Here is a 14,542-nt window from a genome sequence, read left to right as displayed (position 1 = left end):
TCGACGGAGCGCGGAAAAACTAATTACACCGGGAGTGTACTTTTCTCTGCCGCCGCGTCAATGCCCAGACGATCACGGTTCATTTCCCGGGGTTATCGGCCTCCAACGTGCACTGTCGGTGTGATCATCCCGCCATCCGGTCGCGGGCGCGGCGCAGGAACGTCTGCTCCGCCGCGTTGCCGGTGCCGGCGATCGCCGCGTCGTACGCGATCCGGGCCTGCGCCGGACGGTCGAGGCGGCGCAACAGGTCGGCCCGGATCGCGTGCCACACGTGGTATCCGGTCAGGTCCAGCCGGTCCACTTCGGCCAGAGCGGCCGCCGGTCCGCGTACCTCGGCCAGCGCGACCGCCCGGTTCAGCGCCACCACCGGTCCCGGCGCGACGGCCGCCAACTGGTCGTAGAGCGCGAGGATCTGTCCCCAGTCGGTCGCGGCGGCGGTCGGCGCGTCCGCGTGCACCGCGCCGATCGCGGCCTGGAGCTGGTACGGGCCGGGCCGGCCCCGCCGCAGGCACCGGCGGACCAGATCCTGGCCCTCGGCGATCAGCTCCCGGTCCCACCGGCCACGGTCCTGCTCGGACAGCGACACCGGCGCCCCGTCCGGCCCGGTCCGGGCGTCCCGGCGCGCCTCGGTGAGCAGCATCAGCGCGAGCAGGCCGAGCGCCTCCGGCTCGTCCGGCATCAGCGTCACCAGCAGCCGGCCCAGCCGGATCGCCTCGGCGCCCAGCTCGGCGCGGCCCAGCCGCTCCCCCGCGCTGGCCGTGTGCCCCTCGTTGAAGATCAGGTAGACCACCGCGAGGACCCCGCGCAGCCGGTCCGGCAGGTCCGCGTCGCGCGGCACCCGGTACGGGATACCGGCGTCGCGGATCTTCGCCTTGGCCCGGACCAGGCGCTGCGCCATCGTCCGCTCCGGCACCAGGAAGGCGCGCGCGATCTCGGCGGTGCTCAGGCCGCCGAGCAGGCGCAGCGTCAACGCCACCCGGGCGGGCGCGGCGAGCGCCGGGTGGCAGCAGGTGAAGATCAGGCGCAGGCGGTCGTCGGGCACGGGCCCCTCCTCGGCGGGCGGGTCGGCGGCGTGCAGCAGGGCGGCCTCGGCGTGCCGGGCAGTCCGGGTGGCCTCGCGGCGCAACCTGTCGATCGCCCGGTTCCGGGCGGTGGTGATGATCCAGCCGGCCGGGCTGGGCGGCGGCCCGTCGGCGGCCCAGCGCGTCACCGCGATCGCGAACGCCTCCTGGACCGCCTCCTCGGCGAGGTCGATGTCGCCGAGGAGACGGACCAGGACGGCTACCGCGCGGCCGTACTCGGCCCGGAAGACCCGTTCGACGTCGGTCATCCCTCGCCCTGGAACGGGCGGACCTCGATCGGCAGCGTGGTCGCGAGGGCGTACCGGCGGCCCCAGTCCAGCGCGGCGTCCAGATCGGGCGCCCGGATGATGGTGACGCCGCCCAGGTACTCCTTGCCCTCGGCGAACGGCCCGTCGGTGACCAGCACCTCGTCACCGGCCGGGCGCAGCACGGTGGCGGTCTGCGGGTCGTGCAGGCCGTTGCCGAACACCCAGCACCCCGCCTCCCGCAGGTCCCGGCCGATGGCCTCGACCTCGCGCATCACCCCGGCCAGGAACTCCGGGTCCGGGCGTCCCTGGCCGGCCGGCTGGTACATGCTGATCAGGTACTGCTTCATCGGCTTCTCCTCGTCACCGGACGGCCCCGCGCCGCCCCTTCACCCTCCACACGAACGGCTGGCGCCGGTTTCGACACGCCGGGCCGGGTGAATCCGGCCGGGAGCGGGGTACGCCGCCGCGTGCGCCGCCACCGGGTCGTCGTCGTGGGCGCCGGGTTCTCCGGTCTGGCCTGCGCGCTCGCGCTGGACGCGGCGGGCGCGCAGGTGCGGGTGCTGGAGGCCCGGGACCGGGTGGGCGGCCGCACGCTCAGCCGACCGCTACCAGGCGGCGGCTGGCTCGATCTCGGCGCGCAGTGGATCGGCCCGACCCAGGACCGGATGTACGCGCTCGCCGCCGCGTACGGCCTGGCCACGTTCCCCTCCCCCGCGCGCGGCGCGGCGACGCTGCTGCTCGGCGCACGCCCGGCCACCGGCGAGGCGCCGGGGCTGTCCGCGCTGCTGGGCACGCTCGACGAGATGGCGGCCGGGCTCGACCCGGCCGCGCCGTGGCGGGCGGACGGGGCGGCACTGTGGGACCGGGTCACGTTCGGCGGCTGGCTCGATGCGAGCGGGGCCGACCCGGTCACCGCCGGGTACGCGGGCCGGATGCTCGCCGGTGGCCTGCTGGCCGCCTCGCCGGACGAGGTCTCGCTGCTGCACATGCTGTTCTACCTGCGCAGCGGCGGCGGCACCGGGTCGCTGCTGCGCATGGCGGGTGGCGCCCAGCAGGACCGGATCGCCGGCGGCCCGGCCGCGCTGGCCGAGCGGATGGCCGCCGCGCTGCCTCCGGGGAGCCTGTGCCTGCGCGCGCCGGTGGACGGCGTCGCGCAGGACCGCGACGGGGTGCGGGTGCGCTGCGGCGGCGAGACGTACCGCGGCGACGCGGTGGTGGTCGCGCTGGCGCCGACGCTGGCCGGGCGCATCCGGTACGACCCGCCGCTGCCGCCGCTGCGCGACGGGCTGACCCAGCGGATGCCGATGGGCGCGGCGCTCAAGGTCCACGCGCTCTATCCGGAGCCGTTCTGGCGGGCCGACGGCCGCTCCGGCGTGTCCAGCACCGACACCGGGCCGCTCACCGAGACGGTGGACAACTCGCTGCCGGACGTACCCGGTGGGATCCTCACCGCGTTCAGCTACGGCGCGCAGGCCCGGGCGCTGCGCCGGCTGCCGGAGGGCGCGCGCCGGGACGCGCTGTGCGAGGCGCTCGCCGCGATCTTCGGCCCGGCCGCCGCGCGCCCCGACGACCTCGTCGAGTACGACTGGTCTGCCGACGAGTGGACGCGCGGCTGCTTCTGCGGCGTCCTGCCGACCGGCGCGTGGTGCGCGTACGGCCCGGAACTGCGCACGCCGGTGGGCCGGGTGCACTGGGCCGGCACGGAGACCGCGACCCGGTGGAGCGGCTACCTGGAGGGCGCGGTGACCGCCGGCGAGCGCGCCGCCGCCGAGGCGCTCGCCCAGCTCGGCTGAGCACCCAATTCAGTGAGATTCTTCGATGCGCTCTATTGAAAAGTTTCTCCGCCCTGTGCACTAATGACGACAGTTCCTTTCGTCATACTCCCGCCGCCGGAGCGCGGCAACCCCCAGGGAGGACAGATGCACAGATCGATCCGATCGGCGCTGCGCGCGGCCGGAGCCGCGCTGCTCGCCACCGTCACCGTCGCCGCCGCGGCCCTGTCCGCAGCGGCACCCGCCTCCGCCGCCCCGGCCGGACTACCCGGCATGGACGTGTCCAGCTACCAGGGCAACGTGAACTGGTCCGGGGCGTGGGCCAACGGCGCCCGGTTCGCCTACGTCAAGGCGACCGAGGGCACGTACTACACCAACCCGTACTTCGCCCAGCAGTACAACGGCTCCTACAACGTCGGGATGATCCGCGGCTCGTACCACTTCGCCCGCCCCGACACCACCAGCGGCGCCGTCCAGGCCAACTACTTCGTCGACCACGGCGGCGGCTGGTCCAAGGACGGGCGGACGCTGCCCGGCGCGCTGGACATCGAGTACAACCCGTACGGCGCGACCTGCTACGGCCTGAGCCAGGCGTCGATGCGCAGCTGGATCGCCTCGTTCGTCAACCAGTACTACGCCCGCACCGGACGGTGGGCCACCATCTACACCACCACCGACTGGTGGAGCACCTGCACCGGCAACACCTCGCAGTTCGCGGCCAACAACCCACTGTGGATCGCCCGCTACTCCAGCAGCGTCGGCGCGCTGCCGGCCGGCTGGGGCACGTACTCGTTCTGGCAGTGGTCCTCCTCCGGGGTCTTCCCCGGTGACCAGAACGTGTGGAACGGCTCGCTGGACCGGCTGCGCGTGCTGGCCTGCAACGGACCCTGCTGACCCCGGCCCGGGCGTGGCGGGCGGTGCCGGTCCCGCCACGCCCGGCCGTACCTCACCCCACGAGGAGGCTGCGATGTCTGTTCCCGTCCACCGGCGGACCGTGCTGCGCGGCGCGGTCCTGCTCGGCGCCGCCGCCGGCGTCGGTGCGCTGACCCAGATCGGCTCCGGCCCCGACGCGCGGGCCGCTGCCACCCGGGTCGACCAGCCGACCATCGCCAACTGCGCGACCTGGGGCGCCCGCCCGCCCTCGTCGCCGGTGAGCGTGGTGTCCAGCCGGCCCAACAAGATCATCGTGCACCACACCGCGTTCCCGAACACCACCGACTACAGCCTCGCCCAGGCGTACCGGAACTCCCGCGACATCCAGGACCTGCACATGGACAGCAACGGCTGGCTCGACTCCGGGCAGCACTTCACCAACAGCCGGGGCGGCTACCTGACCGAGGGCCGCCACGGCAGCCTCTACGCGCTGCTGCACGGCCAGACCATGGTGCAGGGCGCGCACTGCGTCGGGCAGAACAGCCAGGCCATCGGCATCGAGAACGACGGCATCTACCTGGACGTGCAGCCGCCCCAGGCGCTCTGGAACAGCCTGGTGACGTTCTGCGCGTTCACCTGCCAGCAGTACGGCATCGCGCCCACCGAGATCTACGGACACAAGGACTTCAACGACACGCAGTGCCCGGGCCTGCTGCACGACCGCCTGCCGGAGCTGCGCCGTACCGTCGCCGCCCGTCTCGGCGGCTGACCACGGGGGTACGCGGGACGCCCGGGTGCGACGGGCGTCCCGCAGCGCGTCAGTGCTCGCTTATATAAGCCGCGTCTGATACAAAGGTGTCGTGCACGCCTTCGACGTCCTCGGCGACCCGGTCCGCCGCCGGATCCTGGAGCTGCTCGCCGACGGTGAGCAGCCCGCCGGGGCGCTCGGTGAGACCGTGCGGCGCGAGTTCGGCATCAGCCAGCCCGCCGTCTCGCAGCACCTCAAGGTGCTGCGCGAACACGGCTTCACCACGGTGCGCGCCGACGGCACCCGCCGGCTCTACGCCGTGGATCCCGGCCCGCTGCGCGAGATCGACGCGTGGCTGGACGGGTTCCGCCGCTTCTGGACGCCGCCACTGGCCGCGCTCGCCACCGAGCTGGCCCGGGGCCGCCGCGAACGACGGCTGCGCGCAGACGACACCGACGACGAGAGGACCGAACCATGATCGACGTGACCGGACAGATCAGCGCCGTCGAGCGCCGCATCGGCGACCGCACGCTCCCCGCCGGGCAGGCGCGGGTGCTCACCATCGCCCAGACGTACGACGCGCCGGTGGACGACGTCTTCGACGCCTGCACCAACCCGGAACGGATACCGCGCTGGTTCCTGCCGGTCTCCGGCGACCTGAGCCTCGGCGGCCGCTACCAGCTGGAGGGCAACGCCGGTGGCACCGTCGAACGCTGCGACCCGCCGCACGGCTTCGCCGCCACCTGGGAGTTCGGCGACGAGGTGAGCTGGATCGAGGTGCGGCTGCGCGAGGCCGGCCCCGGGCGTACCCGCTTCGAGCTGGAGCACGTCGCGCACGTCGACGACCAGCGGTGGGCCGAGTACGGCCCGGGCGCGGTCGGCATCGGCTGGGACCTGGCGCTGGTCGGGCTGGCCTCCCACTTCGCGGCCGACGGCACGGGCGTCGACCCGGCCGCCGCAGCCGAGTGGATGGCCTCACCCGAGGGCCTCCGTTTCGTCACCGAGTCCAGCAGGAGCTGGACGGAGGCAAGCATCGAAGCCGGCACCCCGGCCGAGGAGGCACAAGGCGCGGGCGAGCGCGTCACCGCGTTCTACACAGGCGCCCCCACGCCCTGACCCTCCTCTCCCCCCTCCCCGCCCTCTCCCCTCCCGCTCTCTCCTCGTCGATCTTGCGGTTTGGGCCCTCAGAATGTCCGTTTGACGGAGTTTGCGGGGCACCGAATCGCAAGATCGGCGGGTTCGGTCGAGCTCTTCGAGATCTTGGAAGGAAAGGGTCGCCATAGGAGCCTTTTCCTTTCAAGATCTCTTTGCATCTCGTGATGTGGAGCAGGCCTCTCCAAGCAGGACATCCGTCGTTGTCCCGGCGGAGATGCGGGTGATCGTTGCGGGGGCGAAAAGCGGCGGTGGGATGTCAGTGGGGTGGGGCAGACTGCGGGGCATGCCGATCCGTTCCGTCGCCGACCTGACCGCCGCGCTCGACACCGGCGCGACGTTCAAGTATCTGCGCTTCTGGGGGCACCGGCCGCAGCGCGACGGCGGTGTCGGCGCCGGTTGCCTGAGCCAGTGGTGGCCGGCGGCGTTCACAGTGGACGGCCGGGAGTTCGCCACCGCCGAGCACTGGATGATGTGGCACAAGGCCACCCTCTTCGGTGACCTGGCGGTCGCCGAGCGGGTGCTGGCCGCCGGGCACCCGCACCGGGCCAAGGCGCTCGGCCGGCAGGTGCGCGACTTCGACGAGGCGACCTGGGCGGCCCGCCGCTACGAGATCGTGGTGGCCGGCAGCGTGGCCAAGTTCGCCCAGCACGAGCCGTTGCGGCGGTTCCTGCTCGGCACCGGCGACCGGGTGCTCGTCGAGGCCAGCCCGACGGACCGGGTCTGGGGCATCGGCCTGACCGCCGACGACCCGCGCGCCGCCGACCCGGCGACCTGGCGGGGCGACAACCTGCTCGGCTTCGCCCTGATGGAGGCGCGCGCCCAGCTCGCCGGCCAGAGGGGGTGACGTCTGACCTCGGGCGGCAGGTGCGGGTAACGTGCTGCGGCGTGACCCCGTACTCGCACTGCTCCTTCTGCGGCGCGGCCTACCCGGCGGGCGCCGGGTGGCCGCGGGTCTGTTCCTCGTGCGGCGAGACGGTGTGGCGCAATCCGCTGCCGGTGGCGGTGGCGGTGCTGCCGGTCCGCACGCCGGAAGGGCTCGGCGTGGTCGTGGTGCGCCGCGACATCGAACCGGCCCGGGGGCTGCTGGCGCTCCCGGGTGGCTTCGTCGAGTACGGCGAGGAGTGGTCCGAGGCGCTCGTGCGGGAGCTGCGCGAGGAGACCGGGCTGCTGGCCGAGGCCGGCGAGGCGCGGCTGTTCGCGGTGCACGGCGCTCCGGCTGGCGGCACCATGATGGTCTTCGGGGTGCTGCCCGAGCGGGCTATCGGTGACCTGCCGCCGTCGGCGCCGACCGAGGAGGCCACCGAGTGGCTGGTGCTCACCGATCCGGTCGAGCTGGCCTTCTCCACGCACACCCGGGTGCTCGCCGATTTCCTCGCCGGGCAACGCCCGCTCTGACCGGACCGGCCCCGGCAGCGTGCGGCGCGGTCAGCCGCGGGCCGGAACCGGCTGGGGTGAGAACGGCACTGCGGCCGGCGCCTCGATCTCCGGCTCGCCGGCCGGGTGCCGCCACAGCCCGCGCCGCCGCAGGATCGGCAGCACGCCCTCGCCGAACCAGTACGCCTCCTCCAGGTGCGGGTGACCGGAGAGGATGAACTCGTCCAGGCCGAGCGCGTGGTACTCGGCGATCCGGTCGGCGACCTCGGTGTGGCTGCCGACGAGTGCGGTGCCCGCGCCGCCGCGTACCAGCCCGAATCCGGCCCACAGGTTCGGCGAGACCTCCAGCCCGTCGCGGGAGCCGCCGTGCAGGTCGAGCATCCGCCGCTGCCCCTCGGACTCGCTGCGTCGCAGCCCTTCCTGCACGGCGCGCACGTCGGCCTCGGGGATGCCGTCGAGCAGCTTGCGCGCCTGGGCCCACGCCTCCTCGGCGGTGTCCCGGCTGATCACGTGCAGCCGGATGCCGTACCGCAGCTCGCGGCCGGCCCCGGCGGCGAGCCCACGGATCCAGTCCAGCTTGCCGGCCACCTGCGCGGGCGGTTCGCCCCAGGTCAGGTACACGTCGCTGTGCCGGACGGCCACCGGCCCGGCCGCGCCGGACGACCCGCCGAAGTAGACCGGCGGCACCGGGTCGGGCAGCCGGCCGAGCCGGGCGCCCTCGACCTGCACGTGGGCGCCGTCGTGGTCGACCGTCTCGCCGCGCCACAGCGCCCGCACCACGTGCAGGAACTCGTCGGTACGCGCGTAGCGGGCGTCCTTGTCCAGGAAGTCGCCGTACGCGCGCTGCTCGGCCGACTCGCCGCCGGTGACCACGTTCAGTAGCAGCCGCCCGCCGGACAGGCGCTGGAACGTGGACGCCATCTGCGCGGCGAGGGTGGGTGAGAGCAGGCCGGGCCGGAACGCGACGAGGAACTTCAGCCGCTCGGTGACCTCGGTGAGCATGGCGGTGGTCAGCCAGGCGTCCTCGCACCAGGCGCCGGTGGGGGTGAGCGCGCCGGCGAAACCGAGCTGTTCGGCGGTGCGGGCGATCTGCCCCAGGTACGCCACGCTCGCGGGTCGCGCGCCACCGGCCGTGCCGACCGGTACGCCGTGTCCGCCGCCCACGATGTCCCGGCTGTCGCCGTAGGTCGGCAGGAACCAGTGGAAGGTGAGCGACATGGGGGCCTCCGGTGCGCGTCGGACGGGCCGTCTCCTGAGTGGTGGGACGACCGCGCCGACAGACTACCCATAAAACCTATCGGGTTGGTAGGTTGCTGTCGCCCGTCGATGCCGGGCCCTTCCCTCCCCGAGGAGTCGCCATGCGTACCCCCAGAACCCGCCGCCGGCCGGTGGCCGCGCTGCTCACCACCCTCGCGCTGCTGGCCGCGACGGCGCTGACGGCCTGCGGCGGCGAGGCGGCCGACGCCAGCGGCGGCGGCAGTGACGGCCCGCTGCGGATCGGCTACCAGCGCTTCGGCGGGCTCAGCCTGGTCAAGGCGCGCGGCGACGCGAAGAACGTCACCTGGTCGCTGTTCGAGAGCGGCCCGGCGCTGACCGAGGCGCTCAAGGCCGGCTCGATCGACATCGGTCAGGTCGGCGAGGCCCCACCCGTGTTCGCCGCCGCCGGCAAGATCCCGTTCTCCGTGGTCGGCACGTCCCAGCCGATCCCGCAGGGCGAGGCGGTTCTGGTCAAGGCGGGCAGCCCGTATCGTGGATTCGCCGACCTGCGCGGGAAGACGGTCGCGCTGAACAAGGGCTCCAACGTGCACTGGCTGCTGGTCAAGCTGCTGGAGGCGAACCGGATGACGCTCGCCGACATCAAGGTGAAGTACCTCAAGCCCGCCGAGGGGCGGCCCGCGTTCGACAACGGGCAGGTCGACGCCTGGATCATCTGGGATCCCTACTTCGCGCTGGCCGAGCAGCCCGGCGTACGGGTGCTCGCCGACGCCACCGGCCTGGCCGGCAACCGCGAGTACGTGCTGGCCGCGCCGGACGCGGTGAAGAACCGCACCGCCGACGTACGCGCGTTCCTGGACACGTACCGGCAGACCACCGACTGGGGCATCGCCCACCCGACCGAGCGGGCCGCCGTCCTCGCCCCGGAGCTGAAGATCCCGCTCGACGTGACCACCCGGGCGCTGGCCCGCAGCGCCAAGCCGCTCGCCCCGGTCACCCCGGAGATCGGCGCAGAGTTGCAGGCCATCGCGGACAGCTTCGTGGAGCTGAAGCTGGTGCCCGGACCGGTCGACATCGCCGGGCGGGTGGACGGCCGGTTCAACGAGGCGTTCCAGTGAGCGGTCCGGCGCTGGCCGAGGCGATCCCCGCTGTCGTACCCGATCGGGCGACGCCGCGGCGGTCCCGGGCCCGCGCCTCGCGGCGGTGGCGGCGCGCGGTGAGCCCGGTCGTGCTGGTGCTCGCCTGGGAGGTCGCCGCGCGCACCGGCCTGCTCGCCGCGGAGAAGCTGCCCGCGCCCAGCGCGGTGCTGGCGACCGGGTGGCGGCTGGCGCGCGACGGGACGCTCGGCGTGCACCTGCTCGACTCGCTCACCCGCGCCGCGCTCGGCCTGCTCATCGGCGGCGGCCTGGCGCTGGTGCTCGGCGCGGCGGCGGGGCTGCTGCGCCTCGGTGACGACCTGGTCGACCCGCCGGTGCAGATGGCCCGGATGCTGCCGCACCTGGGCCTGGTCCCGCTGCTGATCATCTGGGTCGGCATCGGCGAGTCGCTGAAGGTCACGCTCGTCGCGCTCGGCGCGTTCTTCCCGATCTACTTCAACACGTACGCCGGCATCCGCGACATCGACGAACGCCTGGTCGAGGCGGCGCGCACCTGCGGTCTCGGCGCGGCGGCCCGCCTGCGGCACGTGGTGCTGCCCGGCGCGCTGCCGGCGCTGTTCCTCGGGCTGCGGCTGGCCATCGGCGCGGCCTGGCTCAGCCTGGTCGTCGGCGAGCAGGTGAACGCGCAGACCGGCGTCGGCTTCCTGATGATGGAGGCACGCGAGTTCAGCCAGACCGACGTGGTGGTGCTCGGCCTGCTCATCTACGCGCTGCTGGGGCTCGCCTCCGACCTGCTCATCCGGTACGCGGAGAGGAGGACGCTGGCGTGGCGACGCGGACTGCGCGCGACCTGACCGGGCCGGTGCTCACCGCGCGCGCGGTGACCCGGGCGTTCGGCCCGGCGGTGGTGCTGGCCGGGGTGGACCTGATCATCGGCGCCGGGGAGACGGTGGCGCTGCTGGGCGGCAGCGGATCCGGCAAGAGCACGCTGCTGCGCGTGCTCGCCGGGCTCGACGGCGACGCGGGCGGCGAGCACGCGGTGCACGGCACCGCCGCCGTGGTGTTCCAGGAGCACCGGCTGCTGCCGTGGAAGCGGGTCGCGGACAACGTGGCGCTCGGGCTGACCGGGCCGGACGTGGGCGACCGGGTCGGCCGCGCGCTGGCCGAGGTCGGGCTCGCCGACCGGGGCCGGGCCTGGCCCGCCGAGCTGTCCGGCGGGCAGGCGCAGCGGGTCGCGGTGGCCCGCGCGCTGGTCCGCGAACCGGACCTGCTGCTGCTGGACGAGCCGTTCGGCGCGCTCGACGCGCTGACCCGGCTGCGCATGCAGGGGCTGCTGCGGCGGCTGCGCGCCCAGCACGGCTTCGCCGCGCTGCTGGTCACCCACGACGTGGAGGAGGCGCTGCTGCTCGCCGATCGCGTCCTGCTCCTCGACGACGGCGTGATCGCCGAAGAGGTGCCGGTACGCCTCGGCCCCACCCCGAGCCCCGACGACCCGGCCCTCGGCGCGCTGCGCCGCCACCTGCTCGACCGCCTCGGCGTACCCGCCGGCTGACCGCGAGGGAGAACCGATGACCCGCTGGACCCCCGACCCGACCTTCTACCCCTCCCCCGCGCTCGCCGCCACCGCGCCGGCCGAGAAACTCGCGTACGTCGCCGCGTTCGACCGCGCCGGGCAGCGCCCCGACGCCATCGCGGTGCTCGACACCGACCCGGACTCCGGCTCGTACGGCCGGGTGGTGGGCTGGACCGAGCTGCCGAACACCGGCGACGAGCTGCACCACTTCGGCTGGAACGCGTGCAGCAGCGCGCTCTGCCCCACCGCGCCGCACCCGCACGTGGAACGCCGCTACCTGATCGTGCCGGGCCTGCGCTCGTCCCGGATCCACGTGCTCGACACCAAGCCCGACCCGCGCCGCCCCGAACTGGTGAAGGTGATCGGCCCGGAGGAACTCGGCAAGCGCGCCGGGTACTCACGCCCGCACACCGTGCACTGCGGGCCGGACGGCATCTACGTCTCCGCGCTCGGCGGCGCGGACGGGCAGGAGGGGCCCGGCGGCATCGCCGTGCTCGACCACACCACGTTCGAGGTACGCGGCGCGTGGGAGGCCGACCGGGGGCCGCAGTTCCTGGCGTACGACTTCTGGTGGCACTACACGCAGGACGTGCTGGTCACCAGCGAGTGGGGCACGCCGTCGATGATCGAGGACGGCATCGTCGGGGAACTGCTGCTGGGGCGGAAGTACGGGCACGCGATCCACTTCTGGGACCTGGCGAAGCGCCGGCACGTGCAGCGCGTCGACCTCGGCGACCAGTACCAGATGCCGCTGGAGCTGCGCCCCGCGCACGACCCGACGAAGTCGTACGGCTTCGTCGGCGTGGTGATCAGCGTCGAGGACCTGTCCGCCTCGATCTGGCTGTGGCACCGCGACGGCGACGCCTGGGCCGTGACCAAGGTGATCGACATCCCGGCCGAGGCGGCCGAGCCGGCGGACCTGCCGGACCTGCTCAAGCCGTTCGGGGCGGTGCCGCCGCTGGTCACCGACATCGACCTGTCAGTGGACGACAGGTTCCTGCACGTCTCCTGCTGGGGCACCGGAGAGCTGATCCGCTACGACGTCAGCGACCCGTTCCACCCGGTACGCGTCGGCTCGGTGCGCCTGGGCGGCATCGTCAACCGCACGCCGCACCCGGCGTACCCGGACGAGCCGCTGGCCGGCGGCCCGCAGATGGTCGAGATCAGCCGCGACGGCCGCCGCGTCTACGTCAGCAACTCGCTCTACGGCGCCTGGGACGACCAGTTCTACCCCGACGGGGTGGGCGCGTGGGTGGCGAAGCTCGACGTCGACCCGGACACCGGCGGCCTCGTGCCGGATCCGCGGTTCTTCCCGCGCGGGGACGAGTTCCGCGGCCTGCGCGTGCACCAGACCCGGTTGCAGGGCGGCGACGCCTCGTCCGACTCGTACTGCTTCCCGTGACCGGCGCGACCTGGGCGGCGCTGGCCGGCCTCGGCGCGTTCCACGGCCTGAACCCGGCGATGGGCTGGCTGTTCGCGGTGGCCCGGGGCCTGCAGGAGCGCCGCCGGGCCGCGCTGCTGGCCGCGCTGCCGCCGATCGCGGCCGGTCACCTGGCGTCGGTGGCGGTGGTCGCCGCGCTGGTCAGCGCCACCCGGTCGGTGACGGCGAGCACTGCGGTCGCGGTCACCGGCGGGGTGCTGCTCGTCGGGTTCGGGCTGTGGCGGCTGCTGTCCGACCGGCACTTCCGGTGGGCCGGGATGCGGCTGTCGGCCGCGCAGCTCACCGCCTGGTCGTTCCTGATGTCGGCGGCGCACGGCGCGGGCCTGATGCTGCTGCCGGTGCTGCTCGCCGAACCGGCGGTCGGCGGCGGCCCGCACGCCGGACACCTCGCCGCCGCGCCGGCCGGCGCGCTGACCGGCCTGTTCGCGGCGGCCGTGCACACCGCCGCCATGCTCGGCGTCGCGCTGGCCGTGGCCGTGGCCGTGTACGAGGTGCTCGGCGTCGGTGTGCTGCGCCGGGCCTGGTTCAACGTCGACCGGCTCTGGGCCGGCGTGCTCGTGGTGGCCGGGGTGGTGACGCTGATCGGCGCGGCGTGACCGTGCCGCCGACCTGCTATGGATCGACGGGAAGTCCTACTGGTTGAATAGGAAAGGCAGCGTCGCCCACCCCGGAGGTCAGCCGTGAGTCAGTCCCCGTCCTCAGCCGAAGCCGTCCACGACGCCGACCGGAGCCGGCAGTGGCTCGCCGGGCAGGCACACGGGCCGGGCGTCGACCGCGACCGGCTGCTGGAGGTGGGCGCGGCGATGGCCGCGGTGACCGCCGCCGCCGCGGAGCGCGAGCCGGTAGCGGTGACGTCCGCGCCGGTCGGCGTCGACCCCGGCGCGCCGATCGTCAAGCCGCTGCCGGCGGAGCTGCTGCGCCCGCTGGACACCAACGCCGAGATGCGCTGGCCGTCGATGGCCGGCCAGGGGTACGTGGTCCCGATCGACCGCTTCTTCGTCCGCAACCACACGGTCACGCCACACCTGGACGCGGCCACCTGGCGGCTGCGCCTGTTCGGCGACGGGCTGCGCGGCGCGCCGACCCGGGACGACGCAATCGAGTTCGACCTCGACGAGCTGCGCCGACTGCCCGCCGAGGAGCACGCGGCACTGCTGGAGTGCGCCGGCAACGGGCGGCGCTACTTCGCCGAGCAGCAGGGCGACCCCGCCCCGGGCGTGGCGTGGGGGCTGGGCAGCGTCGGCGTGGCCCGCTGGCGCGGCGTGCGGCTCGGCACGGTGCTGCGCCTGGCCGGGCTGCGCGACGAGGCGGTCGACGTGATGCCCGAGGGCCTCGACCCGGACTACGTCTCCGGCGGGGTCAACCTCGGCCGGGTACGCCGTCCGATGCCGGTCGCCAAGGCGCTGGACGACGTGCTGCTGGCGTACGAGATGAACGGCGAGCCACTGCCCGCCGACCACGGCTTCCCGGTGCGGGTCGTGGTGCCCGGCTGGGTCGGCATCTCCTCGATCAAGTGGGTGGGCGCGATCGAGGTCTCCACCACCCCCCTGTTCTCGCCGTGGAACACGCAGTTCTACCGCATGTTCGGCCCCGGCCACCCCGTCGACGGCACCGTGCTCACCGCCCAGCCGGTGCGCAGCGCGTTCGAGCTGCCCTGGGACGCCCGGGTGCCGGCCGGCGAGGAGGTGCTGCTGACCGGCCGTTCCTGGTCCGGCAACGGCCCGATCGCGCACGTCGAGGTGGACACCGGCGACGGGTGGCGCCCGGCCGACCTGGTCACCGCGGATCGGGGCGGCGCCTGGCAGCGCTGGACCGTCCGCTGGCGCCCGCCGGCCACGGGCCGGCACACGCTCCGTGCCCGGGCCACCGACTGCACCGGCGTCGCCCAGCCCGACCGGGCCGCCGTGAACGACCTCGCGTACCTGTTCGACGCCGTGGTGGCCCACCCGGTCACCGTCCGCTGA

At 74.1% G+C, this 14,542-nt stretch carries 16 protein-coding genes; 13 read left to right on the top strand and 3 right to left on the bottom strand.

Features of this window, described 5'->3' with window-relative positions; all coding sequences use genetic code 11:
* Positions 1-124 precede the first annotated feature (124 nt).
* Complete coding sequence (locus O7542_RS08355; RefSeq protein ID WP_166455955.1) at positions 125-1,330, bottom strand: RNA polymerase sigma factor; 1,206 nt, start codon at positions 1,328-1,330, stop codon at positions 125-127.
* The gene (locus O7542_RS08350; RefSeq protein ID WP_064445706.1) at positions 1,327-1,677 is read right to left on the bottom strand and encodes a YciI family protein; all 351 of its coding nucleotides are present in this window, start codon (positions 1,675-1,677) and stop codon (positions 1,327-1,329) included. Before O7542_RS08350 ends, O7542_RS08355 begins: the two co-directional genes overlap by 4 nt.
* Here O7542_RS08350 and O7542_RS08345 point away from each other — a divergent pair.
* From O7542_RS08345 to O7542_RS08315, 7 genes are all read left to right on the top strand, one after another.
* A complete protein-coding gene (locus tag O7542_RS08345; RefSeq protein ID WP_281606455.1) occupies positions 1,636-3,123 on the top strand; it encodes an FAD-dependent oxidoreductase in 1,488 nt (495 codons plus the stop codon). The genes O7542_RS08350 and O7542_RS08345 overlap by 42 nt on opposite strands.
* Positions 3,124-3,249: 126 nt before the next feature.
* Positions 3,250-3,996, top strand: coding sequence for a lysozyme (locus O7542_RS08340; protein WP_166455957.1), 747 nt, complete (start codon positions 3,250-3,252; stop codon positions 3,994-3,996).
* A 73-nt stretch (positions 3,997-4,069) separates the two neighbouring features.
* Positions 4,070-4,744 carry a peptidoglycan recognition family protein gene (locus O7542_RS08335; protein ID WP_064445704.1) on the top strand — a complete coding sequence of 225 codons (675 nt, stop codon included), beginning with the start codon at positions 4,070-4,072 and terminating at the stop codon, positions 4,742-4,744.
* Positions 4,745-4,835: 91 nt separating this feature from the next.
* Positions 4,836-5,201 (top strand): metalloregulator ArsR/SmtB family transcription factor, encoded by a 366-nt coding sequence (locus O7542_RS08330; RefSeq protein ID WP_064445703.1) that lies wholly within the window; start codon positions 4,836-4,838, stop codon positions 5,199-5,201.
* The gene (locus O7542_RS08325; protein WP_166455958.1) at positions 5,198-5,839 is read left to right on the top strand and encodes an SRPBCC family protein; all 642 of its coding nucleotides are present in this window, start codon (positions 5,198-5,200) and stop codon (positions 5,837-5,839) included. The genes O7542_RS08330 and O7542_RS08325 overlap by 4 nt, the downstream gene beginning before the upstream one ends.
* Positions 5,840-6,161: 322 nt before the next feature.
* A complete protein-coding gene (locus O7542_RS08320; RefSeq protein WP_233607918.1) occupies positions 6,162-6,722 on the top strand; it encodes an NADAR family protein in 561 nt (186 codons plus the stop codon).
* A gap of 41 nt (positions 6,723-6,763) precedes the next feature.
* The gene (locus O7542_RS08315) at positions 6,764-7,273 is read left to right on the top strand and encodes an NUDIX domain-containing protein (protein WP_166455959.1); all 510 of its coding nucleotides are present in this window, start codon (positions 6,764-6,766) and stop codon (positions 7,271-7,273) included.
* A gap of 30 nt (positions 7,274-7,303) precedes the next feature.
* Here the strand turns inward: O7542_RS08315 and O7542_RS08310 are convergent, their stop codons facing one another.
* Positions 7,304-8,470 (bottom strand): LLM class flavin-dependent oxidoreductase, encoded by a 1,167-nt coding sequence (locus tag O7542_RS08310; protein ID WP_166455960.1) that lies wholly within the window; start codon positions 8,468-8,470, stop codon positions 7,304-7,306.
* 140 nt (positions 8,471-8,610) lie between these two features.
* Between O7542_RS08310 and O7542_RS08305 the strand changes: the two genes are divergently transcribed.
* The 6 genes from O7542_RS08305 to O7542_RS08280 all read left to right on the top strand — a co-directional run bounded on the left by O7542_RS08305 (position 8,611) and on the right by O7542_RS08280 (position 14,542).
* Positions 8,611-9,585 (top strand): sulfonate ABC transporter substrate-binding protein, encoded by a 975-nt coding sequence (locus O7542_RS08305; protein ID WP_064445699.1) that lies wholly within the window; start codon positions 8,611-8,613, stop codon positions 9,583-9,585.
* Entirely contained in the window at positions 9,582-10,418 is an 837-nt protein-coding gene (locus O7542_RS08300) for an ABC transporter permease (protein ID WP_104114083.1), read from the top strand. Before O7542_RS08305 ends, O7542_RS08300 begins: the two co-directional genes overlap by 4 nt.
* Positions 10,391-11,116, top strand: coding sequence for an ABC transporter ATP-binding protein (locus tag O7542_RS08295; protein ID WP_166455961.1), 726 nt, complete (start codon positions 10,391-10,393; stop codon positions 11,114-11,116). Before O7542_RS08300 ends, O7542_RS08295 begins: the two co-directional genes overlap by 28 nt.
* A 16-nt stretch (positions 11,117-11,132) precedes the next feature.
* Positions 11,133-12,539: a selenium-binding family protein gene (locus O7542_RS08290; protein ID WP_166455962.1), complete on the top strand. Its 1,407-nt coding sequence runs from the start codon at positions 11,133-11,135 to the stop codon at positions 12,537-12,539.
* The gene (locus O7542_RS08285) at positions 12,536-13,174 is read left to right on the top strand and encodes a hypothetical protein (RefSeq protein ID WP_064445696.1); all 639 of its coding nucleotides are present in this window, start codon (positions 12,536-12,538) and stop codon (positions 13,172-13,174) included. The genes O7542_RS08290 and O7542_RS08285 overlap by 4 nt, the downstream gene beginning before the upstream one ends.
* A gap of 84 nt (positions 13,175-13,258) precedes the next feature.
* Positions 13,259-14,542, top strand: coding sequence for a sulfite oxidase (locus tag O7542_RS08280; RefSeq protein ID WP_166455963.1), 1,284 nt, complete (start codon positions 13,259-13,261; stop codon positions 14,540-14,542).

This window comes from Micromonospora sp. WMMC264, assembly GCF_027497275.1.
Classification (GTDB): Bacteria; Actinomycetota; Actinomycetes; order Mycobacteriales; family Micromonosporaceae; genus Micromonospora; species Micromonospora chalcea.
Note: the sequence above shows the minus strand (reverse complement) of the source record. Positions and strands in the feature narration are given on the sequence as shown.